This is a genomic window from Polaromonas sp. (assembly GCF_029945895.1).
In the GTDB taxonomy this organism is placed as follows: Bacteria; Pseudomonadota; Gammaproteobacteria; order Burkholderiales; family Burkholderiaceae_C; genus Polaromonas.
The window spans coordinates 35,175-57,954 of the sequence record NZ_JAQSDL010000090.1 but is presented as its reverse complement, the minus strand read 5'-3'; the positions used below and the strand labels follow the sequence as shown (position 1 = coordinate 57,954).

Here is a 22,780-nt window from a genome sequence, read left to right as displayed (position 1 = left end):
ATGGGTTACTGGAATTGCGACAGGAAACGCAGGTCACCGTCGAAGAACAGCCGCAAGTCATTGACGCCGTAACGCAGCATGGTCAGCCGGTCTGGCCCCATGCCGAAGGCAAAACCGATGTAATGTTCGGGGTCCAGCCCCATGTTGCGCACCACCGTTGGGTGCACCTGGCCGGAGCCGGCCACTTCCAGCCAGCGGCCCGCCAGCGGACCGGTCTGGAACTGGATGTCGATCTCGGCGCTGGGCTCGGTGAAGGGGAAAAAGCTCGGGCGAAAGCGCAACACCAGATCGTTGGACTCAAAGTAGGTGCGACAGAAGTCAGTGAAAACCACTTTCAGGTCCTTGAAGCTGACGTTCTGGCCTATCCAAAGGCCCTCACACTGGTGAAACATCGGTGAGTGCGTGGCGTCGCTGTCCACCCGGTAAGTGCGGCCCGGCGCAATCACGCGGATCTCGGGCATCACGCCGCCGGCGTCAATCAGCGCGCGGTGTTTCTTGACATGCTGCACCGCATAGCGGATCTGCATCGGACTGGTGTGTGTGCGCAGCAGGTTGGGCGCGGCTTCGGTGCCGCCTTCCACATAAAACGTGTCGTGCATGGAGCGAGCCGGATGGTCTTCGGGCGTGTTCAACGCCGTGAAGTTGAACCAGTCGGTCTCGATCTCCGGGCCCTCGGCCACATCGAAACCCATGGAGCCGAAAATCGCCTCGATCCGCTCGAGCGTGAGTGACACCGGATGCAGGCCGCCGCCTGGCCGCTGGCGGCCCGGCAACGAGACGTCCAGCGCCTCGGCCTTGAGCTGCACCTGCAGTTCAGCGTCTGCCAGTGCCTGCCTGCGCGCGGTCAGCCCGGCTTCGATGGCCTGCTTGGCCAGATTGATGGCGGCGCCGCGTGATTTTTTCTCTTCCACGGGCAGCGCGGCCAGGCCCTTCATCAGCTCTGTGATGCGGCCGGATTTGCCGAGGAACTGCGCCTTGGCATTTTCCAGGTCAGCGGGCGTGACGGCCTGCGCAAAGCTGGTTTTGGCCGAATCCACCAGGACATCGAGTTCGTTCATATATTTCTTGTGATTGACAAACCAGTCCGGACGCCGCCTTCGCCTGCCGCCCGGACAAAGAAAAAGGGCCAGAGCCTTTTCAAGCTCTGGCCCCCGTCTTTTGTGCGCAACCAGCTATCAATTCAATAGCTGATTGCCCCTCAAAAATCAAGCAGCAAGCTTGGCCTTGACCTGCTCCACGATGGCACCAAAGGCAGCGCTGTCGTGAATCGCCATGTCGGAAAGGACCTTGCGGTCGATCTCGATACCGGCTTTTTTCAGACCGTTGGCGAACTGGCTGTAGGTCATGCCGAATGAGCGGCTGGCAGCGTTGATACGCGCAATCCACAACTGGCGGAACACACGCTTTTTGTTACGGCGGTCACGGTAGGCATATTGCCCGGCCTTCATCACCGCTTCTTTGGCGATGCGATAGACATTGCCGCGGCGGCCGCGGAAACCTTTTGCAAGGGCTAAAACTTTTTTGTGGCGGGCGCGAGCCGTTACACCACGTTTGACGCGAGGCATGTGAGTACTCCTTGTTCGTCGTTAATTAAATGCCCATGCCGGGCAGCATCTGTGCCATGTGACCCATATTGGTCTCATGGACAGCAACTGCACCACGCAGGTGGCGTTTGTTCTTGGTGGTCTTCTTGGTCAGGATGTGACGTTTGAAGGCTTGGCCGCGCTTGACGGTACCACCTGGACGAACGCGAAAACGTTTCTTCGCGCTGCTCTTGGTCTTCATTTTGGGCATGTAAATGCTCCTTTTCATTTGTGCTCGTGAGGCGCTGCGAACCTTCCGCAGACTTGATGGCCCCGAGCCACTTGTAGTGGCGAGTGTTTAATTCACCACTTGTCAGTGGCGAGTTTCAGGCTCACCACTGGCTGGTGGCGGGCTTTGACACCTGCCACCTTTGCAAAGGCCGGATTTCCCTGCCTTCACCGGAGACGCTTTCGCATCCCCGAAAAACCTGCCGGTGAAAACACCCGCAGGTTGAAATCCTTCCCGGCGACAGCCGCCCTCAGGCGCCTGTCGGTGCAGCCGGTGCCGTTTCCGCGGGCGCCGCTAGGGGCTTGGCAGCCACCTTCTTCTTGCCCGGCGCGATCATCATGACCATCTGCCGGCCTTCGAGCTTGGGAAACTGCTCCACCAGAATCAAATCCGCCAACTCGTCACGGATACGCGCCAGCAAGGCCAGGCCCAGTTCCTGGTGCGTGATTTCGCGACCGCGAAAGCGCAAGGTGATCTTGCACTTGTCGCCCTCTTCCAAAAAGCGCTTGATGTTGCGCAGTTTGATGTTGTAGTCACCATCATCGGTGCCGGGCCGGAACTTGATTTCCTTGACCTCGATGACCTTCTGCTTGGATTTCGCGTCCGCGGCCTTTTTCTGCTCGGCGTACTTGAATTTGCCGTAGTCCATCAATCTGCACACCGGCGGTACCGCCGTGGGCGAGATCTCAACCAGATCCACATCATATTCACCGGCAAGGCGCAAGGCTTCCATGATGCTGACAACACCCAGAGGTTCGTTGTCTGGCCCGGTCAGACGTACTTCAGGGGCCATGATTTCACGGTTCAAGCGATGCTTGCGTTCTTCGCGGTGGCGGCGGTCACGAAATTCAGTAGCGATGGTTCAAATCCTTTAACGTTTGCTATAAAAGCTATAGCAGCTTGCGCCCACCCAGCAAGGGCGACAGGCCAAAATCATCAACAAATGTGTCAGAAATCAGGCTTTTTGGGTAATGTCAGAAGCAATTGTCTGGACAAAGGCTTCGAGTGACATGACGCCAAGGTCTTTGTTACCCCGGGCGCGCACGGCAACTGCGCCAGCTTCCTTCTCCTTGTCGCCTACGACCAGGATGTAAGGCAGCTTTTGCATCGAGTGCTCGCGTATTTTATACGTAATTTTCTCGTTGCGCAGGTCAAGATTGACCCTAAGCCCTTGATTTTGAAGCCTTTTAGCTATTTCACGACAGTAATCGGCCTGGGCATCGGTGATATTGAGCACCGAAACCTGCACTGGCGCCAGCCAGGTAGGCAGCGCGCCGGCGTGCTCCTCGATCAGGATCCCGATGAATCGCTCCAGGCTGCCGACGATGGCCCGGTGCAACATCACCGGGCGATGGCGGGCACCGTCCTCGCCCACGTATTCGGCATCGAGCCGCTCCGGCATCGAGAAATCAACCTGCATGGTGCCGCACTGCCATTGCCGGCCAATCGCGTCTTTCAGCGTGTATTCGATCTTGGGGCCGTAAAACGCGCCGTCGCCGGGCGCGATTTCGAACTCGCAGCCGGAGGCCCGCAGACTTTCCATCAGCGCCTGTTCGGCCTTGTCCCAGCTTTCGTCGGAGCCAATACGCGCTTCGGGCCGCGTGGCCACCTTGTAGATGATGTTCTTGAAACCGAAGTCGGTATAGACCTTCTGCAGCAGGGTCGTGTAGTCGACACACTCCTTGAGTATCTGCTCTTCGGTACAGAAGATGTGGCCGTCGTCCTGCGTGAAGCCGCGCACACGCATGATGCCGTGCAGGCCGCCCGAGGGCTCGTTGCGGTGGCACTGGCCGAACTCGCCGTAACGCAGCGGCAGGTCGCGGTAGCTCTTGATGCCCTGCTTGAAGATCAGGATGTGGCCCGGGCAGTTCATCGGCTTGAGCGCGTACTCGCGCTTTTCGCTCTCGGTGGTGAACATGTTGTCGCGGTACTTGTCCCAGTGGCCGGTTTTTTCCCACAACGTCTTGTCGATGACCTGCGGACCCTTGACCTCCTGATAGCCGTTGTCCTGGTAGACCTTGCGCATGTACTGCTCGACACCCTGCCACACCGTCCAGCCCTTGGGATGCCAGAACACCAGGCCTGGCGCATGGTCGTCGATGTGGAACAGGTCGAGCTCACGGCCCAGCTTGCGGTGGTCGCGTTTTTCCGCTTCCTCGAGCATCAGCAGGTACTGCTGCAACTCGTCCTTGGTCGCCCAGGCCGTGCCGTAGATGCGCTGCAGCATCTCGTTGTGGTGGTCGCCGCGCCAGTAGGCGCCGGCCAGCTTCATGAGCTTGAAGAACCTGAGCTTGCCGGTGCTCGGCACGTGCGGGCCGCGGCACAGGTCTTCGAACTTGCCTTCGCGGTAGAGCGACACGTCTTCGTTGGCCGGAATGCTCGCGATGATCTCCGCCTTGTAGTGCTCGCCCTGCTCCTTGAAATAAGCCACAGCCTCGTCGCGCGGCAGCACGCGGCGTGTCACCGGCTCGTCTTTGGCCGCCAGCTCAGTCATCTTCTTTTCGATGGCTGTCAGGTCTTCAGGGGTGAAGGGGCGCTTGTAGGAAAAATCGTAGAAAAAGCCGTTCTCGATCACCGGGCCGATGGTGACCTGGGCATCCGGAAACAGCTCCTTGACCGCATAGGCCAGCAGGTGGGCGGTGGAGTGGCGAATCACCTCCAGTCCTTCCGGGTCCTTGGCGGTGATGATGGACAGCGGGCTGTCTGCAGAAATCAGGTAGCTGGTGTCCACCAGCTTGCCGTTGACCTTGCCGCCCAGGGCGGCCTTGGCCAGGCCGGCGCCGATGGAGGCGGCGACCTCGGCCACGGTCACGGGCTGGGGAAATTCGCGGATCGAAGCGTCTGGCAGCGTAATTTTGATCATGGTGGGCAAGCTCTGAAAAACAAAAAAGCGCGGAAACTGCCGCGCTTGGTAAAGGATGGGGATGGAGGGTTGCTATCTATTGAGTAGCTATAAATCACCAGGGGATGCGGCTAGCGCCCGGGTTGACTCCAAACTGGAGGCGTGATCGTAGTTCGCGGTGTCATAACCCGGACTATCCTTCCTGTTTCCAGTTTGATTGATTGCATGGTGTTATTTTACGGCAGCTTCAGCCCGCAGGACAGGGACAGGCCGCGCCAGGCCCAGCCCCATAAAAAAACCCGGCTGGCGCACAGGGCGCCGGCCGGGCCGCAGCCGCCTGGAAGCGGCGGCGTTCAGGGATGGTCAGTTCAGTGGAACTGCTCTTCTTCGGTGGAGCCGGTCAGCGCGGTCACGCTGGACTTGCCGCCCTGGATCACCGTGGTCACTTCGTCGAAGTAGCCGGTGCCCACTTCCTGCTGGTGCGACACAAAGGTGTAGCCACGCTCGCGTGCTGCGAACTCGGGCTCCTGCACCTTCTCGACATAGGCCGACATGCCGCGCTTGACGTAGTCCTGGGCCAAGTCAAACATGTTGTACCACATCGAGTGGATGCCGGCGAGCGTGATGAACTGGTACTTGTACCCCATGGCGCCCAGTTCTTTCTGGAACTTGGCGATGGTTGCATCGTCAAGGTTTTTCTTCCAGTTGAACGAGGGCGAGCAGTTGTAGGCCAGCATCTTGCCGGGGTGCACCTTGTGCACGGCGTCGGCAAACTTCTTGGCAAACGCCAGATCCGGCGTGCCGGTTTCGCACCACACCAGGTCGGCGTAATGGGCGTAGGCAATCGCGCGGCTGATCGCCTGGTCAATGCCCTTTTTGGTCTTGTAGAACCCTTCGGAGGTGCGCTCGCCGGTCAGGAAAGGCTTGTCGTTCTCGTCGTAGTCGCTGGTCAGCAGGTCGGCGGCTTCCGCATCGGTGCGGGCAATCACCAGGGTGGGCACGCCACAGACGTCAGCGGCCATGCGCGCAGCGATCAGCTTCTGGTTGGCTTCCACCGTCGGCACCAGCACCTTGCCGCCCATGTGGCCGCATTTCTTGACCGACGCCAGCTGGTCTTCCCAGTGCACGCCGGCCGCGCCGGACTTGATCATGGCCTTCATCAGCTCGAAGGCGTTGAGCACGCCGCCGAAACCGGCCTCCGCATCGGCCACGATGGGCGCAAAGTTGTCGATGTAGCCCTTGTCGCCGGCATCAATGCCCTTGGAATGCTGGATTTCGTCTGCACGGCGGAAAGTGTTGTTGATGCGCTCTACCACCTGCGGCACGGAGTCGACCGGGTACAGCGACTGGTCGGGGTACATGGACGAGTAGCTGTTGTTGTCGGCAGCGACTTGCCAGCCCGACAGGTAAATCGCTTTCACGCCGGCTTTCACCTGCTGCATGGCCTGACCGCCGGTCAGTGCGCCCAAGCAGTTGACGTAGGGCTCGGTGTTGACCAGGTCCCAGAGCTTTTCGGCACCGCGGCGGGCCAGCGTGTATTCGATCGGGAAGGAGCCGCGCAGGCGGATCACGTCGGCCGCGCTGTAACCGCGCTTGATGCCCTTCCAGCGGGGGTTGGTCGCCCAGTCTTTTTCGAGGGCGGCGATTTGCTGTTCGCGGCTCAGTTGTTCGGTGAGGGTCTGTGGCATGAGGTCACTCCGGAAGTTGAAAAAAATGGCGGGACAAACAGCCTTGCACTATCCATGCCCCTGCCGTTTGCTCTGGGATCAACTTTAAGTCTTCTACAAGACTTTGTGAAGCTCTTATGTCTTATATAAGATAAAATTTATTCTTAACAAAATCATAGATCTTTTCACAATATTTCAATATGTGAAAAGTATTTTCTTGTATTGAGAAATATTACTGCGCTGCAGCATTTCCAGATTTCGCAATACGGAAAGCTTTTACCGGATCATGAAATCAAGGGCTGGGCGTTCGTCCCGTCCATCCCGTTCATCGCTGTGGCCAAAGTGCGGCCAGGCAGCGGAAAACGGGCCCGGTCCGGGTTCATCCCCCCTCCTCTCCCGCCATCGACTGGTTCAGGAACGCTGCCCAAGGTGTTCGAGCCAGTCGCCGCCCATGATGAGCGGCTTGCCGGCCGTGCAGGCCGGGTTGATTTCATAAACCAGACAGTCCAGCGCCATCGCCCCGGGCGAGACCAGCGGCCGGTCCAGCTGCACCCTCACCGTCTGCTTGCGGTACTCGCCGGTCTGCTGCGGCCAGACTTCCTCGATGACATCGAGCTGGCGCTCGAGGTCGGCGCTGATGGCGTAAACCTCGCCGGTCACGCGGGCCGCGCCGCCCAGCACCACGCCGGGGTAAGGCCCCAGGTCGTAAAGGACGCCGGCCACACTGGCCAGGCCGACAAACTGCGGCGCCGGACGCAGCCGCGTGATGTCACGCACATCGCCGCGGCGCAGCGTACCGTAGACAAAAACATGGCGGCTGGCGGGAGGCGGCGTCGGTTCAGGCATGAAAGTAAGGCATGATTTCGGGCAAGAAGAATAAGCAAGCTGGAAGAACAAGCATCCTGGACTCTGCGCCGCCCCGGCAGCCGACGCGCTGACGGCAGCCGCAGCGGCCGCTCACCCTTTACGGAAACCCGGTGGAATGAACCGCATTGTGGCCTACGCCTGCCTGGCGCTCAGCATGTCCCTGGTCGGCAGTTATGTCGCGCTGTCCAAACCGCTGGTCGCGGTTTTCCCGGTCTTTCTTCTGGCCTGGCTGCGTTTCGGCATCGGCGGGGCGGCCATGCTGCACTGGCTCAAAAAACCGGCCGGAGAAGCCCCGATGACGCGGCAGACCCGGCAGCTGGTGTTCCTTGAATCCTTTCTCGGCAACTTTCTGTTCTCGATCTGCATGCTGTTCGGCGTGAGCCTGAGCAGCGCGGTGGCCGCCGGCGTCATCATGGCCGCCATCCCGGCCGCGGTGGCGGTGCTGAGCCGGCTCTTTCTTGGCGAGCGCATTCGCCCGCGGGTGGCGCTAGCCATTGCCTGCGCGGTCTTCGGCATCATGCTGGTTTCGCTATCAAAAACAGAGCTGTCTGCGCAGGCACCGAAAGGGCTGGAGGCCGATTTGGCATCCAGCCAGGCGTGGCTGGGCCATCTGCTGCTGGTCGGCGCCGTGCTCTGCGAAGCCGCTTATGCGGTGATCGGCAAAAAACTCACCGGCGCGCTCGGCCCCAAACGCATCACCGCACTGATCAACCTCTGGGGCTTTGCACTGGTGACACCACTCGGTCTGTGGATGGCCTGGGGTTTTGACTTTGCCGCTGTGGCACCCGGCAGCTGGCTGCTGCTGCTGTTTTACGCGCTGGCCGCCAGCGTCTGGACCGTGTGGCTGTGGATGACGGGCCTGAAAGGCGTGCCCGCCAGCCAGGCCGGGGTGTTCACCGTGATGCTGCCGATCAGCGCGGCGCTGGTCGGCGTGGGTGTGCTCGGGGAATCCGTAGGTGCGGCGCAACTGGCCGCTTTTGCCCTGGCGCTGGCGGGTGTGGCGCTGGCCACGCTGCCGGAAAAAACACGCGCCTGAAAGCAGGCCGGCAAATCGCCGGGCTGTCAGGCTTCAGGCAAACAGGGCCTTGTGCTGCTCGCGCAGAACGTTTTTCTGGACCTTGCCCATGGTGTTGCGCGGCAACTCGCCGACGATGAAGCAGCGTTTGGGAATCTTGAAGTTGGCAAGCTGCGCCTTGAGCCGCGCGATGATCTGCTCGGCATCCAGCTTTGCGCCAGGCTTGGCGATCACGATGGCGACGCCAACTTCACCGAAGTCCGGGTGCGGCACACCGATCACCGCGCTTTCGGCCACGCCCGACATATCGTTGATGTAACCCTCGATCTCGGCCGGGTAGACGTTGTAGCCGCCGCTGATGATCAGGTCCTTGCTGCGCCCGACAATGGTGATGTAGCCGCGCTCGTCGATCTTGCCGACATCGCCGGTCTTGAAATAACCATCGGCGGTGAACTCTTCTTTCGTCTTTTCAGGCATGCGCCAGTAACCCTTGAAGACGTTCGGCCCCTTGACCTGGATGCCGCCGATCTCGCCCGTGGGCAGGGGCTGGCCGGCATCGTCCTGCACCCGCAGGCTGACGCCGGGCAAGGCAAACCCGACGGTGCCGCCGCGTCGCTCGCCCTTGTAGGGGTTGGAGGTCAGCATGGCGGTCTCGCTCATGCCGTAACGCTCGAGAATGGTGTGGCCGGTGCGCTCCTGCCATTCGGTGAAAGTTTCAATCAGCAGCGGCGCCGAGCCTGCGATGAACAGGCGCATGTGGCGGCAGGCTTCGCGCGTCAGTCCGGGCTCGGCCAGCAGGCGCACATACAGCGTGGGCACGCCCATGAAGACCGTGGCCTCGGGCAGTTTCTGCACCACCAGCCTGGGGTCGAACTTCGCCAGCCAGATCATCTTGCTGCCGTTGATCAGCGCCCCGTGGATCGCCACGAACAGGCCGTGCACGTGGAAGATGGGCAGCGCATGGATCAGCACGTCGCCGGGTTCCCAGGCCCAGTAGTCCTTGAGCACCAGTGCATTGCTCAACATGTTGCCGTGCGAGAGCATGGCGCCCTTGCTGCGGCCGGTGGTACCGCTGGTGTAGAGAATGGCCGCCAGGTCGTCCGCGCCGCGCTGCACCACCTCGTGTCGGTCGCTGCCCTCGGGTAGTGCTGCGGCCCGCTCCAGCAGCGAGCCGGTGCGGTCGTCGTCGAGCGTAAAGACGTTCTGCGTGCCCGCCTTGAAGGCGATCTTGCTGACCCAGCCGAAGTTCTTTTTGCTGCACACCACCACCGAGGGTTCGGCGTTGGCGATGAAATATTCGATCTCGGCGCTCTGGTAGGCGGTGTTGAGCGGCAAAAACACATAACCAGCCCGCAGCGTGGCCAGGTAAAGCATCATGGCCTCGACCGATTTTTCAACCTGCACGGCGATGCGCGCGCCTGGCGGCAGGTCCAGCGACTGCAGCAGGTTGGCCAGCATGGCAGTGGAGCGTTCGAGGTCGCGCCAGGAGTAGTTCAGGCCGGTGTCGGTTTCCACCGCCACCGCATCGAGGTCTTTGGGAAAGGCTGCGCGCAGGGCGGCAAACAGGTTGTTGTTTTTCATCGCGTGGTTACCTGGAAATCGAAAAAAATCAAAGCTCGCTGCCCGCCCGGAAATGCGGGGGACGCTTTTCAATAAAAGCCGACACACCTTCGCGGTGTTCGGCGGAGTTGGCGTAGGCATACGCCGTTGCTATCAGATCAGTAGCAGCTTGCGCCCGCCCTTCCCGGGCCAGAGCCCGAAAAGTCTGCTTGTTCAGGCGTGCAGCCGCGGGCGCCAGCCTGGCCACACGGCCGGCCGTCGCCAGGCCCTGCGCGCCGACCTCGCCGTCCGGCAGCACGTGGTTCAGAAAGCCGCGCTGCAGCATGGCAGCCGCATCAAGCACCGCTGCTGCCAGCAGCATCTCGCGCGCCGTCAGCGCGCCCGCGGCGCGCATCACCAGCGCGGCCTCTCGCGGCGCCATCGGAAAACCGAGCTTGCCTATCGGCGCGCCAAAGGTCGCCGACACGCTGGACAGCCGGATGTCGCAGCAGCTCGCGATCTCCATGCCCGCGCCCATGCAGGCTCCCTCGATCTGCGCGACGATGGGAACGTCGCAATCGAGCATGGCCTGCAGGCCGCCCCAAACCTCGTTTTCATGGAAGCCGCGCAGGGCGGCCTCGTCAAAACGGAAGTCCGGGTACTCGGCGATGTCGCCGCCCGCGCAGAAACTGGCGCCCTCCCCGCGCAGCAGCACGCAGCGCACATCGCCGCGCTGTTGCAGGCCGGTGAACACCTCGCGCAGCTGCTGCCACATGGCACGCGACATGGCGTTGAGCTTGCCCGGGTGGGACAGGGTGACCATGGCGATGGGGCCGTCCGTGGCCAGCAGAACCTGTCCTGTCATGCAAGTCCTGAGCTCAGTCCAGCTTCGCGCCGGACGCCTTCACCACCTGCGTCCACTTCTTGACTTCGGCGCTGACGAAGCTGCCGAACTGCGGGCCGCTCAGGCCGGCAAACTCCGCTCCCTGGCGTGCCCAGACGGCCTTGGCTTCGTCGGTGGTGCAGGCCTTGCGGATTTCCTCGATCGCGCGGGCCTGCGCATCGGCCGGCATGCCCTTGGGGCCCCAGACGCCGTACCAGGTCGTCACGTTGTAGTCGGGCAGGCCCACTTCGGCGGCGCTCGGCACGTCCGGAATGGCGGGATTGCGTTTGTTGCCCGCCACCATCAGGGCCTTGATGCGACCGCCGGCAATATGGCTGGCCGATGAGCCCAGGCCGTCGAACATCATCTCGACATCGCCGGCAATCAGGCCCTGCAAGGCCGGGCCGGCACCGCGGTAGGGAATGTGGGTGATAAAGGTCCTGGTCTGCTGCTTGAACAGTTCGCCGGCCAGATGGTGGGAGGTGCCGGCGCCGGCCGAGCCGTAGTTGAGCTTGGCCGGATTTTTGCGGGTGTACTCGAGGAATTCCTTGAAATTGGCCACTGGAAGTTTCTGCGGGTTGACAACAATGACCTGCGGCACGCTGGCCACCAGGATCAAAGGCACCAGGTCTTTCTCGATGTCGTAGTCGAGCTTGGGGTACATGCTGGGCGCAATGGTGTGGTGCACCGCGCCCATGAACAGGGTGTAGCCATCCGGCGCGGCCTTGGCGGCGATGCTGGCGCCCAGCGTACCGCCGGCGCCACCGCGGTTGTCGATGATCAGTTGCTTGCCGGTCAGGCGCGCAAACTGCGCCGACATGGGACGCGCAAATGCGTCCGTGCCACCGCCCGCAGGAAAGGGAACAATCATGGTCACCGGCTTGGCGGGCCAGCCCGATTGCGCATGGCTGCCCAGTGAAAACGCGGCAACGCCGGCGGCCGCCGCACGCAGCACATTGCGTCGGGACGCGTTGATGTCAAAGTTCGATGTCATGTCTGTCTCCTGTCGTTGTTGAAATACGGCTTGGTTAGTGCGCTTACGAAATATACAAATCTTCGATGTCACCCGATACGGGGATTTTCCCCTGTGAAAGCAGCGCCCTGTGCTTGTCCAGGCGTTTGAGGTCGTAGAGATAGTTGACCATCAGGCCGCAGGACTGCCTGAGCCCCTTGGCTGACGGATCGCCCATCCAGTTGAGCCGCTCGATGCGTGCACCGTTGCCGAGGTGGAAACGCGCCACGGCGTCCAGTGGTTTGCCATCGTCGAGTTCGCGCCCCAGGTAATGCGCCGCGCAGCGCAGCAACATGCGGCGCACCGGCGACTTCTCGTCCAGCTGGGGCGCATGGTCGGTGGCGCTGAGGAAATGCTGCGCGGTGGGGGGTTCAAACCCGATCGCCCTGCCCAGCGCGGCGCGCTCCTTGTCGTCGATCTGCGTCAGCATCGCAGCAGCGTGTTTCCCCAGCCAGTGACGGAATCCGGGAATCGGCGAGAGGGTCGCAAAGTGTTTGAGCCGCGGAAATTCGGCACGCAGCGTTTCCACCACCCGCTTGATCAGCGAGTCGCCGAAACTCACGCCGCGCAGGCCCGCCTGCGTGTTGCTGATGGAGTAAAAAATTGCCGTGGTCGCCTTGGCCAGATCTGCCGGCGCGGCCGACTCGTCGAGCAGCGGTGTGATGCCGGCAGCCATCTCGTCCATCAGCGCCACCTCGACAAAAATCAGCGGCTCATCGGGCATGCGCGGATGAAAAAAACCGTAACAGCGCCGGTCGCTGTCGAGCCGGTTTTTCACATCGGCCCAGCTTTTGATGTCATGCACCGCCTCGTACTTGATCAGCTTTTCAATCAGCGATGCCGGAGAGTCCCAGCTGATGCGGCGCAGGTCCAGAAAACCCACGTCAAACCAGGTCGAGAACATGTACTCCATCTCGACATCGAGCGCCTGCAGCCGCCTGTCTGCCTTGAGATAAGGCAGCATGTCTGCGCGCATGTCGACCAGAAAGCGTATGCCTTCCGGAAATGCGCTGAAGCGCTGCAGCAAACGCCTGCGCGGGGACACGGTGGCGCGGCGGTAACGCACCTCGGCAACAGCCTCGTCGGGTGTCCCCACGGCGGCGGCAAACTGGGCCTGCGCGAGCTTGACCTTCTGTGCATCGGCGACAAACTGCTCGCTCATCAGCAGCCACATGTCGCGCCGCTCGTTCAATGCGGCGCCGGCATACCAGCCGGCCACACCCTTGGCGCGGCGACCGCCCTCAACCTCGCTGACCTGCGGGTCCACGATGGCCCTGAGTTCCTCCAGCGTGCGGCGCAACACACGCGGCGACAGCGCCTCTTCTTTTTGCCGCAAGGTAGCCTTCAGGCGTTCGCGGGTGGAACGGGCCGGCGACGGTGTCTCCGCTGGAGCCCCGGGCGCTACTTTTTTGGGCGCCTCATGCGCAGGCCCCATGGCGGCTTCGGCCGGTTTCGATGCCGTCTTTTTGTCGCCTGAAAAACGCGACACGCTACGGTTGATCCAGTCGGCAGCGGTCATGAGGCCACCCGCGTGCGCTGATGGCGGGCCAGTTCGCGCAAGGCTTCGCGCTGGCGCGTCAGGTGGGTGCGCATGGCGGCGTCGGCGCCTTCGCTGTCACGGGCCTTGAGCGCGGCAAACACCGCCATGTGCTCCGACAGGCTTTGCGCCAGACGCCCAGGCGCATGCAGCTGCTGCGCACGCGCCAGCTTGAGGATCTTGCGCAGATCGGCAATCGCCGTGGCCAGCCAGCGGTTGTCGGCCAGCGTGATGATGGCTTCGTGGATCGCGAAATTGGTGTCGTAGTACTCGTTGATGCGGCCGGCCCCGGCGTGCCCGGCCAGCCGCTCGTGCAGCGTGGTCAGCGCCGCCAGGTCGGCGTCGCTCGCATTGCGTGCAGCCTCGTAGGCGCAGCGCCCTTCCAGCAGGGCAATCACCGGAAAGATGTCGTCCAGGTCCTTCTCGGTGACCTCGCTGATGAAGCAGCCGCGCCGCGGCTCGTGGCGGAGCAACCCCTCCGCCGTCAGCACCTTCAGCGCCTCGCGCAGCGGCGTGCGGGAAATCTGCAGCCGCTCGCACAGGACCAGCTCGTCCAGAAAGCTGCCGGGCGCATAGGTGCCGGCAAAAATCTGCTCACGCAGGGTGGCAGCCACTTCCTGGTGCAATGAATTCTGGACGAGTCGCATGGTGGATATCCGTTGGTCGTCGTGTGCGGCACAGTGCCTGGGCGGTTGCGGTTGCGGGCGCCTCGCTTCTGCGAGCACCCGTCCCACCTTTTTTGGGCATCTGATTCGTAATTTTATGTAATTACACATAATTATGATGAACGACTCTGTCGGGCGCAAGCGGCTTCCGCGACAAACCAACAGGTAAAAACCCGCAGTCTCCGGAGCTTAAAAAAATGGCGGGTGAGCGCTGTTGCAGGTGGGGCGGGCCTGAAGTCAGCTACCAAAAAGATAGCTGTATGCGCCCGATCAGCAAGGGCTGAAGCCGTTTTTAGTTTCTTTTTTCAGCCCACAGCCAGAGCCAGACCCCGGCGGCGATCATCGGCAGGCACAGCCACTGGCCCATGCTCATGCCGAGTGCCAGCACGCCGAGGAAGTCATCCGGCTCGCGGAAAAATTCGGCGATGAAACGGAACACGCCGTAACCGACGAGGAACGCCGCCGACACCTGCCCGGTCTTGCGCGGCTTGCGTGCGTACAGCCACAGCAGCACGAAAAGCAGCAGCCCCTCCATCAGGAACTGGTAGACCTGCGAGGGATGACGCGGCAGCATGGAGCCGCTGTGTTTGAACACCATGCCCCAGGGCAGATCGGGACTGCTGAAGCGACCCCACAACTCGCCGTTGATGAAGTTGCCGACTCGCCCCGCCGCCAGCCCGGTGGGCACGCAGGGCGCGACCAGGTCCATCACCTGCAACCAGGGCTTTTTCCGCGTGCGCGCGAACCACACCTGCGAAAGCAACACGCCGATCAGGCCGCCGTGAAAACTCATGCCGCCTTGCCAGACGTAGAAAATTTCCAGCGGATGCGCCAGGTAATAACCGGGCTTGTAGAACAGGCAGTAGCCGATGCGCCCACCCACCACCACCCCCATCACCCCCAGAAACAGGATGTCCTCGATGTCCTTGCGGCCCCAGGCGGCCGCGCCCGTCATCGACGCATAGGGCTCATGCCGCAGGCGGCGCAAGCCGAGAAACAGGAACAGGCCGAAAGCAGCCAGGTAGGTCAGGCCATACCAGTGGATGGCCAGCGGCCCCAGTTGCAGGGCGACGGGATCGATGGTGGGGTGAATCAGCATGCGGCTTATTGTGCCAGCGTGCAACGGCGCCAGGCGACGTGCGGGGCCGTCAGACCGGCAGCGCCGGAGCTCTCGGTGCAAACGCCACCAGTCGCTCAAGACAGGGATTGACAGCCTCCACAGGCCAGAACAGGCTGGTCTCGCAAACCGGCACAGGCCGCCCCTTTCTGCCCGCCACGGTGCGATACACCACGCCGGGCCGCTGGAACTGCCGCACGCTGTCAGGCACCCAGGCGACGCCCAGGCCGGCCGATACGAGGTTCACGATGGTCTGCATCTGGATGGCCTCCTGCGCCACCTGCGGTGACTGTGCGGCGGCATGGTACATGCCGAAGATCGCGTCGTGCAGCGAGGGCAGGATGCGCCGCGGAAAAATCACCAGCGGCTGCGTCAGCACCTCGTCAAGCCCCAGGGTCGCCTTCGCAGCCAGCGGATGCTGCTCGGCCAGCGCCAGCACCAGCGCTTCCCGGGCGATCAGCCGGCGCGTCAGACCGGCTGGCGCAAAACCCGGGGAATGCAGCATGATCCCCGCGTCAATGTCATGGCGTTCAAAAGCCTGCAACTGCATGTCGCCGGTGGCCTCAAGCAGTTCCAGCTGCACCTGCGGCTCCTGTTCACGAAACGCCCGAACCCAGGCAGGCAGCAGTGAAAAGCCGGCGGTCGATATGAACGCCAGGCGCAGGCGACCGATTTCACCCGCCGCTGCGGCCCTGGCCTGCCCCGGCAGCGCCTGCGCCCGCGCCAGCAGGTCGAGCACCTGCGGCAGCAGCGCCACGCCCGCTGCGGTCATGTGCACGCTGCGTGTGGTGCGCTCGAACAGCTGCACCGCCAGCAGCTTTTCCAGATGGGCAATCGCCTGGGTCAGCGGCGGCTGCGTCATGTGCAGGCGTACCGCGGCGCGCCCGAAATGCAGCTCTTCGGCCACGGCCACAAACTGGCGCCAGAGCCGGAGTTCTATGGTCGGAGTAGTCATATCCCATACATATTAATGCACCATTAAAAATATATTGGAGCCGCTTGATGGCGCGGCGCATACTCTGGCTTTTGCCTCATCTTTCCCATCTTTCCCATCTTCCCCACCCCCGAGACATTCCATGACACAACAGGACAAAGACAGCATCGGCGACGCCATCAACCGCCGCAGCAGAAACATCACCGAAGGCACCTCGCGCGCACCGAACCGTTCGATGTACTACGCCATGGGTTACGAAGCCGGGGACTTCAAGAAGCCCATGGTCGGCGTGGCCAACGGGCACAGCACCATCACGCCCTGCAACAGCGGCTTGCAAAAGCTCGCCGATGCGGCGATTGCCGGCATCGAGGAAGCCGGCGGCAATGCGCAGGTCTTTGGCACACCGACCATTTCCGACGGCATGGCCATGGGCACCGAGGGCATGAAGTATTCGCTGGTCAGCCGCGAGGTGATCTCCGACTGCATCGAGACCTGCGTGCAGGGCCAGTGGATGGACGGCGTGCTGGTGGTCGGCGGCTGCGACAAGAACATGCCGGGCGGCCTGATGGGCATGCTGCGCGCCAACGTACCCTCCATTTACGTCTACGGCGGCACCATTCTTCCGGGCCACTACAAGGGCAAGGATCTGAACATCGTGAGCGTCTTCGAGGCCGTCGGTGAACACGCCGCCGGTCGCATGAGCGACGAAGACCTGCTGCAGATCGAGCGCCGCGCGATTCCCGGCACCGGCAGCTGCGGCGGCATGTACACCGCCAACACCATGTCGTCCGCCTTCGAGGCGCTGGGCATCTCCCTGCCCTACTCGTCGACCATGGCGAACCCGCACGACGAAAAAGCCAACTCGGCCAAGGAGTCCGCCAAGGTGCTGGTCGAAGCGATACGCAAGAACATCAAGCCGCGCGACATCGTGACCCGCAAATCCATCGAAAACGCCGTCGCCGTGATCATGGCGACCGGCGGCTCGACCAACGCCGTGCTGCATTTCCTGGCCATCGCCCATGCCGCCGACGTGGACTGGACCATCGACGACTTCGAACGCGTGCGCCAGAAAACCCCGGTGCTCTGCGACCTCAAGCCCAGCGGCCAGTACCTCGCGGTGGATTTGCACCAGGCCGGCGGCATTCCGCAGGTCATGAAGATGCTGCTCAAGGCCGGTCTGCTGCACGGCGACTGCCTGACCATTGAAGGCAAGACGATTGCCGAGGTGCTGAAAGACGTGCCCGACGCCCCGCGCGCCGACCAGAAGGTGATTCGCCCCATCGACAAGCCGATGTATGCCCAGGGTCACCTGGCCATCCTCAAGGGCAACCTCTCGCCCGAAGGCTGCGTCGCCAAGATCACGGGCCTGAAAAACCCGGTGATGACCGGCCCGGCCCGTGTTTTCAACGATGAGCAGTCCGCGCTCGAAGCCATTCTGGCCGGCAAGATCGTCGCAGGCGACGTGATGGTGCTGCGTTACCTCGGCCCCAAAGGCGGCCCGGGCATGCCGGAAATGCTGGCACCGACCGGCGCGCTCATAGGAGCGGGCCTCGGTGAAAGCGTCGGCCTGATCACCGACGGCCGCTTTTCGGGCGGCACCTGGGGCATGGTGGTGGGTCACGTCGCGCCGGAAGCGGCGGCCGGCGGCAACATTGCCTTTATCAACGAAGGCGACTCGATCACCATCGACGCCAAACAACTGTTGCTCCAGCTCAATATCAGCGATGCCGACCTGGCCAAACGCAAAGAGGGCTGGAAAGCGCCCCTGCCGCGTTATATCCGCGGCGTGCAGGCCAAGTTCGCCTTCAACGCCTCCAGCGCCAGCAAGGGCGCGGTGCTCGACGACTATTGAATCGCAGCAGCGCCCTCACCAACAAAAAAGCCCCGGCAAAATTGCAGGGGCTTTTTTGTTTGCGCTGGAGCGCAGCGAGCGGCTCTTATTCAAGCAGGGGCCGCGGATCTGGCTCCGCCAGTCCGCAGGCGCAGCGGCCCCCTCGGGGGCAGCGCAGTACACGAAGTGACAAGCGTGGGGGCTCTACTTCCTTTTTTTGAGCATGCCCATGGCATCGCGTTGCCGGTCAATCCGCTCTTTCTTGCGTTTTTCCATTTTCTCCATGGCATTTTTCTCGGTGAGTCCGGACTTGTCGGCCCACCACCACCAGATCACCGCCAGGCCGAACGGCGCCAGCACCACCCACCAGGGCCAGCCGGCCACCGGCGCAACCTCGAGATACTTCAAGGCAATGCCGACGATGCCCAAAAACAAAAATAACATGGAAGACTCCTGAAAAACCGGGGGTAACCCTTTGAAAGCAAGGTCAACCCGGCCTACTACAATGACGTTGAATGACTGTAACCGAATCCGAATCCATAACTCCCCCACGAGGTCAACGATGAAACGTCTCTGCTTAGTGATTGCTTCCCTGGCCGCCGGTTTTGCCGTGTCCACCCCCGCCCTGGCGGACCTGCAACTGGCTACCGCCAAAAATTGCATGGCCTGCCATGCCGTGGCGACCAAGCTGGTCGGCCCGTCCTACAAGGACGTGGCGGCCAAATACGCGGGTCAGAAGGACGCCGTTGACAAGCTCGCTGCAAAAATCGTCAAGGGCGGTTCGGGGGTGTGGGGCCCTGTGCCCATGCCGGCCAATGCCCAGGTCAATGCCGATGAAGCCAAAAAACTGGCAGCCTGGGTACTGACGCAAAAATAAACCGGTCCTCCGGTATAAAAAAGCCCGCTGGTTCAGCGGGCTTTTTTCATGGGCGCGGCGCTACTGGCGCCGCCCTCGATCACAAGTTTTCCGAAATCTGATCGAGGATCGCCGGGTTTTGTGGCCACCTCACATCGCTTCGCGATATGAGTGTCCCCCGCACCCGGCCACAGCTTCGCTGGCGCGGCCTTTCGGCCGCCCTTGATCAAAGATTCTCGGAGAGTTGATCAAGGATGGCCGGGTTTTCCAGGGTCGAGGTGTCCTGGGTGATGGCTTCGCCCTTGGCGATGCCGCGCAGCAGGCGGCGCATGATTTTTCCGCTGCGGGTCTTGGGCAGGTTGTCGCCGAAACGGATGTCCTTGGGCTTGGCAATGGGCCCGATCTCCTTGCCGACCCAATCGCGCAGCTCTTTCGCAATCGCCTTGGCTTCTTCGCCGGTGGGCCGCGAGCGCTTGAGCACCACGAAGGCCACAATCGCCTCGCCGGTCAGGTCGTCGGGCCGGCCCACCACGGCCGCCTCGGCCACCAGTGCCGAATGCGAGACCAGCGCCGACTCGATTTCCATCGTGCCCATGCGGTGACCGGAGACATTGAGCACGTCGTCAATGCGGCCGGTGATGCGGAAGTAGCCGCGGTCGGTACTGCGCACTGCGCCGTCGCCCGCCAGGTAGATCGTGCCGCCCATCTCCTCGGGGAAATAACTCTTTTTGAAACGCTCGGGATCGTTCCAGATGGTGCGGATCATCGACGGCCACGGGCGTTTGACCACCAGCATGCCGCCGGAGCCATTGGGCACGTCCTTGCCGAGTTCATCCACGATGGCCGCCATGATGCCGGGCAGCGGCAAGGTGCAGCTGCCGGGGACCAGGGGCGTTGCGCCCGGCAGAGGCGTGATCATGTGCCCGCCGGTCTCGGTTTGCCAGAAGGTGTCGACCACCGGGCAGCGCTCACCACCGACGTTTTTGTAGTACCACATCCAGGCCTCGGGGTTGATCGGTTCACCCACCGTTCCGAGAATGCGCAGGCTGCTCAAATCAGAACGTGCCGGATGGATTTTTTCGTCGGCTTCGGCCGCCTTGATCAGCGAGCGGATCGCGGTCGGTGCGGTGTAGAAAATCGTGACCTTGTGTTTTTCGATCATCTGCCAGAAACGGCCGGCATTCGGGAAGGTGGGAATGCCTTCAAAAATCACCTGCGTTGCGCCAGCGGCCAGCGGGCCATAGGCGACATAGGTGTGGCCGGTGATCCAGCCGATGTCGGCCGTACACCAAAACACGTCGGACGGCTGGATGTCGAAGGTCCAGTCCATGGTCAGCTTGGCCCACAGCAGGTAGCCGCCGGTGCTGTGCTGCACACCCTTGGGCTTGCCGGTCGAGCCGGAGGTATAAAGGATGAACAGCGGGTGTTCTGCGCCGACGAATTCGGGCTCGCAGGTCGCCGGCTGTTTCGCCGTGATCTCGTGCATCAGGCTGTCGCGCCCGGCGACCATGTTGCAGGCGGTGGCCGTACGCTGGTAGACGATCACGTTCTTGATCGACTCGCAGCCGCCCATGGCGATGCCCTCGTCGACAATCGCCTTGAGCGGCAACTCCTTGCCGCCGCGCAGCTGGTAGTTGGCGGTGATGACGGCGACCGCGCCGGCGTCCTGGATACGCTCCTGCAGGCTCTTGGCGGAAAAGCCGCCGAACACCACCGAGTGGGTCGCGCCTATGCGCGCACAGGCCTGCATGGCGACCACGCCTTCGACCGTCATCGGCATGTAGATGACGACGCGGTCGCCCTTTTTGATGCCCATGGCCTTGAGCGCATTGGCAAACTGGCAGACCTTGCCGTGCAGTTCCTTGTAGGTGACGTTGGTGACCTTGCCGTCGTCGCTCTCGAAGATGATGGCCTTCTTGTTCTCGGTGGCGGTGCCGAGGTGCCTGTCCAGGCAGTTGAAGGAGGCGTTGAGTTCGCCGTCGGCAAACCATTGGTAGAAAGGCGCGTTCGACTCGTCCAGCGTTTGCGTGAAGGGTTTCTTCCAGCTCAGGTTCTCGCGCGCCAGCCGGGCCCAGAATCCCTCGAAGTCTTTCTCGGCTTCCGCGCACAACGCCTGATAGGCCTCCATGCCGGGGATGCGGGCCGACTTGGCCAGTTCGGGGTTGGGGAAAAAGACCCGGTTTTCAACCAGTGTGGACTCGATGGCAGAGGATGAAGGCGCGCTCATGGTGATGGTCTCCTGGGTTTTAGGCGAATGCGTGCAAATGTCACATTCGGCACTTACAGTCCACTGACTGGCATTGAGCTTGCCAATTTAACCCGAATCCGGGCCCATGGGGTAGCGCGCCTACAATCCGGCCATTCCGTACAAACCCTCACTCCCCCCATGTCAGAACCCAAGAACACCCCGGCCAAAGTTTCGCCGCTGCGCCCGATTCCCAATTTCATTTTCGCCAGCCGCTGGCTGCAGTTGCCGCTGTATGTCGGCCTGATCGCTGCGCAGGGCGTCTATGTCTTTCATTTTCTGGTCGAGCTGCTGCATCTGATCGAGGCGGCCTTCGGCAGCCAGACCGCCTTGCAGGCGCTGATCACGAGCATAGGCTACAAGACCTCGGCACCCATCGTGACGCTCAACGAAACGGTCATCATGCTGGTGGTGCTGGCGCTGATTGACGTGGTCATGATCTCGAATCTGCTGATCATGGTGATTGTCGGCGGCTACGAAACCTTCGTCAGCCGAATGAACCTTGAAGGCCACCGCGACCAGCCCGAGTGGCTGAGCCACGTCAACGCGTCAGTGCTCAAGGTCAAGCTCGCCACCGCCATCATCGGCATCAGTTCGATCCACCTGCTCAAGACTTTCATCAACGCCGACAACTACACCGACCGGGTGTTGATTGCGCAAACCGCCATCCACATCACCTTCCTGCTGTCGGCCCTGGCGATTGCCTACACCGACAAACTGATGTCGGGCTCCGGCTCGCAGAAACACTGACCACGTCCGCGGGACCTTCCACCCCCCGAACCCGCTCCACGAAAGCCATAAATGACCATACTGCTGTTCATAGGCGGCCTGATTGGCCTGGTGGCTGGCGCCGAGTTGCTGGTACGAGGTGCATCGAAACTGGCGCTGTCCTTTGGCATTTCACCGTTGGTCGTGGGACTGACCATCGTGGCTTTCGGAACCAGCGCACCGGAGATGGCGGTTTCCGCGGGCGCGGTCCTCAACGGCCAGACCAATCTGGCCCTGGGCAACGTGGTGGGCAGCAACATCTTCAACGTGCTGTTCATTCTGGGACTGTCGGCGCTGGTCATTCCCCTGGTGGTCAACATCCAGCTGATTCGCCAGGAGGTGCCCATCATGATAGGCGCCAGTCTGCTCTTGCTGGTCTTTGCCCAGGACAACAGGCTGGGCTTCATGGATGGCGTCATCCTGTTCGCGCTGTTGATCGCCTACACCGTCTTCCTGGTCATCCAGTCGCGCAAGGAGACACGGGCTGCGCAGGACGAATACGCCGCCGAGCTGCCGCCCGCCCGGCCCGGCGGCTGGGATGCCAGCCTTCCCGTCCAGCTTCTTCTGATCGTCGTCGGGCTGGGGTTGCTGGTGCTGGGGTCTGAATGGCTGGTGAATGCCTCGGTGATTTTTGCCAAGGCCCTGGGCATCAGTGATCTGGTCATCGGCCTGACCATCGTCGCGGCGGGCACGTCCATGCCCGAGGTGGCAACGTCGCTGATGGCCGCGCTCAAGGGAGAGCGCGACATCGCCGTTGGCAACGTGGTGGGCAGCTGCACCTTCAACATTCTGGGCTGTCTCGGTCTGGCCGCCATGCTCTCGGGCGACCTGGGGCTGGCCGTTCCCACCGCCCTGCTCAACTTTGACCTCTGGGTCATGATGGCCGTCGCCCTGGCCTGTCTGCCCGTGTTTCTGACTGGCCGCGAAATTGCGCGCTGGGAAGGTGGTGTATTCGTCCTGTACTACGTGGCCTATGTCGTTTATCTGGTGCTGGCCAGCCAGCAGCACGCCGCGCTGGGCCTGTACTCGATGGCCCTCATGGGTTTTGTGATTCCCATCACCGTGATCACGCTGATCGTGGTGCTGATCCGGCGTGTACCGCCGGCACAAAACCCGCCCTGAGGCTTCCAGGAGCCCCGACTTCTGAAGGGCGCGCGCGGCACGATGCAGCAGGCGCGCTCATCAGCCCT

Annotated in this window: 21 protein-coding genes; 5 read left to right on the top strand and 16 right to left on the bottom strand. The window is 62.1% G+C overall.

Going from position 1 to position 22,780, the window contains the following annotated elements; all coding sequences use genetic code 11:
* Window positions 1-5 precede the first annotated feature (5 nt).
* The 7 genes from pheS to PSV33_RS12775 form a co-directional block, all read right to left on the bottom strand.
* Window positions 6-1,058, bottom strand: a complete 1,053-nt coding sequence (gene pheS, locus PSV33_RS12805; protein ID WP_300562394.1) for a phenylalanine--tRNA ligase subunit alpha — start codon at window positions 1,056-1,058, stop codon at window positions 6-8.
* 147 nt (window positions 1,059-1,205) lie between these two features.
* Window positions 1,206-1,565, bottom strand: a complete 360-nt coding sequence (rplT, locus tag PSV33_RS12800; RefSeq protein ID WP_096668383.1) for a 50S ribosomal protein L20 — start codon at window positions 1,563-1,565, stop codon at window positions 1,206-1,208.
* Window positions 1,566-1,590: 25 nt separating this feature from the next.
* Window positions 1,591-1,794: a 50S ribosomal protein L35 gene (gene rpmI, locus PSV33_RS12795; protein ID WP_077595745.1), complete on the bottom strand. Its 204-nt coding sequence runs from the start codon at window positions 1,792-1,794 to the stop codon at window positions 1,591-1,593.
* Between the two features lie 268 nt (window positions 1,795-2,062).
* A complete protein-coding gene (gene infC / locus PSV33_RS12790) occupies window positions 2,063-2,671 on the bottom strand; it encodes a translation initiation factor IF-3 (protein WP_300562557.1) in 609 nt (202 codons plus the stop codon).
* A gap of 96 nt (window positions 2,672-2,767) precedes the next feature.
* Entirely contained in the window at window positions 2,768-4,675 is a 1,908-nt protein-coding gene (thrS, locus tag PSV33_RS12785; RefSeq protein ID WP_300562392.1) for a threonine--tRNA ligase, read from the bottom strand.
* A gap of 347 nt (window positions 4,676-5,022) precedes the next feature.
* Window positions 5,023-6,342: an isocitrate lyase gene (aceA, locus tag PSV33_RS12780; protein WP_300512622.1), complete on the bottom strand. Its 1,320-nt coding sequence runs from the start codon at window positions 6,340-6,342 to the stop codon at window positions 5,023-5,025.
* A gap of 390 nt (window positions 6,343-6,732) precedes the next feature.
* Complete coding sequence (locus PSV33_RS12775) at window positions 6,733-7,167, bottom strand: gamma-glutamylcyclotransferase (protein WP_300562390.1); 435 nt, start codon at window positions 7,165-7,167, stop codon at window positions 6,733-6,735.
* Window positions 7,168-7,303: 136 nt separating this feature from the next.
* Here PSV33_RS12775 and PSV33_RS12770 point away from each other — a divergent pair, with 136 nt between their 5' ends.
* Window positions 7,304-8,224, top strand: coding sequence for a DMT family transporter (locus PSV33_RS12770; protein ID WP_300562389.1), 921 nt, complete (start codon window positions 7,304-7,306; stop codon window positions 8,222-8,224).
* A 33-nt stretch (window positions 8,225-8,257) separates the two neighbouring features.
* Here PSV33_RS12770 and PSV33_RS12765 read toward each other — a convergent pair whose 3' ends face one another.
* The 7 genes from PSV33_RS12765 to PSV33_RS12735 form a co-directional block, all read right to left on the bottom strand.
* On the bottom strand, window positions 8,258-9,784 hold the full coding sequence (locus PSV33_RS12765; RefSeq protein WP_300562388.1) for a malonyl-CoA synthase: 1,527 nt from the start codon (window positions 9,782-9,784) through the stop codon (window positions 8,258-8,260).
* Window positions 9,785-9,812: 28 nt separating this feature from the next.
* Entirely contained in the window at window positions 9,813-10,607 is a 795-nt protein-coding gene (locus PSV33_RS12760) for an enoyl-CoA hydratase-related protein (protein WP_300562387.1), read from the bottom strand.
* Window positions 10,608-10,620: 13 nt separating this feature from the next.
* Window positions 10,621-11,619: a tripartite tricarboxylate transporter substrate binding protein gene (locus PSV33_RS12755; RefSeq protein ID WP_300562386.1), complete on the bottom strand. Its 999-nt coding sequence runs from the start codon at window positions 11,617-11,619 to the stop codon at window positions 10,621-10,623.
* Between the two features lie 43 nt (window positions 11,620-11,662).
* Complete coding sequence (locus PSV33_RS12750; RefSeq protein ID WP_300562384.1) at window positions 11,663-13,156, bottom strand: malonyl-CoA decarboxylase; 1,494 nt, start codon at window positions 13,154-13,156, stop codon at window positions 11,663-11,665.
* A complete protein-coding gene (locus PSV33_RS12745) occupies window positions 13,153-13,821 on the bottom strand; it encodes a GntR family transcriptional regulator (protein ID WP_300562382.1) in 669 nt (222 codons plus the stop codon). The genes PSV33_RS12750 and PSV33_RS12745 overlap by 4 nt, the downstream gene beginning before the upstream one ends.
* A gap of 310 nt (window positions 13,822-14,131) precedes the next feature.
* A complete protein-coding gene (lgt, locus tag PSV33_RS12740) occupies window positions 14,132-14,938 on the bottom strand; it encodes a prolipoprotein diacylglyceryl transferase (RefSeq protein WP_300562380.1) in 807 nt (268 codons plus the stop codon).
* A 49-nt stretch (window positions 14,939-14,987) separates the two neighbouring features.
* Window positions 14,988-15,911: a LysR family transcriptional regulator gene (locus PSV33_RS12735; protein WP_300562379.1), complete on the bottom strand. Its 924-nt coding sequence runs from the start codon at window positions 15,909-15,911 to the stop codon at window positions 14,988-14,990.
* 121 nt (window positions 15,912-16,032) lie between these two features.
* On the opposite strand from PSV33_RS12735, the gene ilvD reads away from it, so the two are divergent.
* Window positions 16,033-17,742: a dihydroxy-acid dehydratase gene (ilvD, locus tag PSV33_RS12730; protein ID WP_300562377.1), complete on the top strand. Its 1,710-nt coding sequence runs from the start codon at window positions 16,033-16,035 to the stop codon at window positions 17,740-17,742.
* 183 nt (window positions 17,743-17,925) lie between these two features.
* Here the strand turns inward: ilvD and PSV33_RS12725 are convergent, their stop codons facing one another.
* A complete protein-coding gene (locus PSV33_RS12725; RefSeq protein WP_300512651.1) occupies window positions 17,926-18,165 on the bottom strand; it encodes a TIGR04438 family Trp-rich protein in 240 nt (79 codons plus the stop codon).
* 118 nt (window positions 18,166-18,283) lie between these two features.
* Here PSV33_RS12725 and PSV33_RS12720 point away from each other — a divergent pair, with 118 nt between their 5' ends.
* Window positions 18,284-18,598, top strand: a complete 315-nt coding sequence (locus tag PSV33_RS12720; protein ID WP_300562375.1) for a c-type cytochrome — start codon at window positions 18,284-18,286, stop codon at window positions 18,596-18,598.
* A 205-nt stretch (window positions 18,599-18,803) separates the two neighbouring features.
* On the opposite strand, the gene acs is transcribed toward PSV33_RS12720, so the two are convergent.
* Window positions 18,804-20,804, bottom strand: a complete 2,001-nt coding sequence (gene acs / locus PSV33_RS12715; RefSeq protein ID WP_300562373.1) for an acetate--CoA ligase — start codon at window positions 20,802-20,804, stop codon at window positions 18,804-18,806.
* 159 nt (window positions 20,805-20,963) lie between these two features.
* Between acs and PSV33_RS12710 the strand changes: the two genes are divergently transcribed.
* Both PSV33_RS12710 and PSV33_RS12705 read left to right on the top strand, forming a co-directional pair.
* Entirely contained in the window at window positions 20,964-21,572 is a 609-nt protein-coding gene (locus PSV33_RS12710; protein WP_300512657.1) for a YqhA family protein, read from the top strand.
* Window positions 21,573-21,623: 51 nt separating this feature from the next.
* Window positions 21,624-22,712: a calcium/sodium antiporter gene (locus tag PSV33_RS12705; protein ID WP_300562371.1), complete on the top strand. Its 1,089-nt coding sequence runs from the start codon at window positions 21,624-21,626 to the stop codon at window positions 22,710-22,712.
* Window positions 22,713-22,780: the final 68 nt, after the last annotated feature.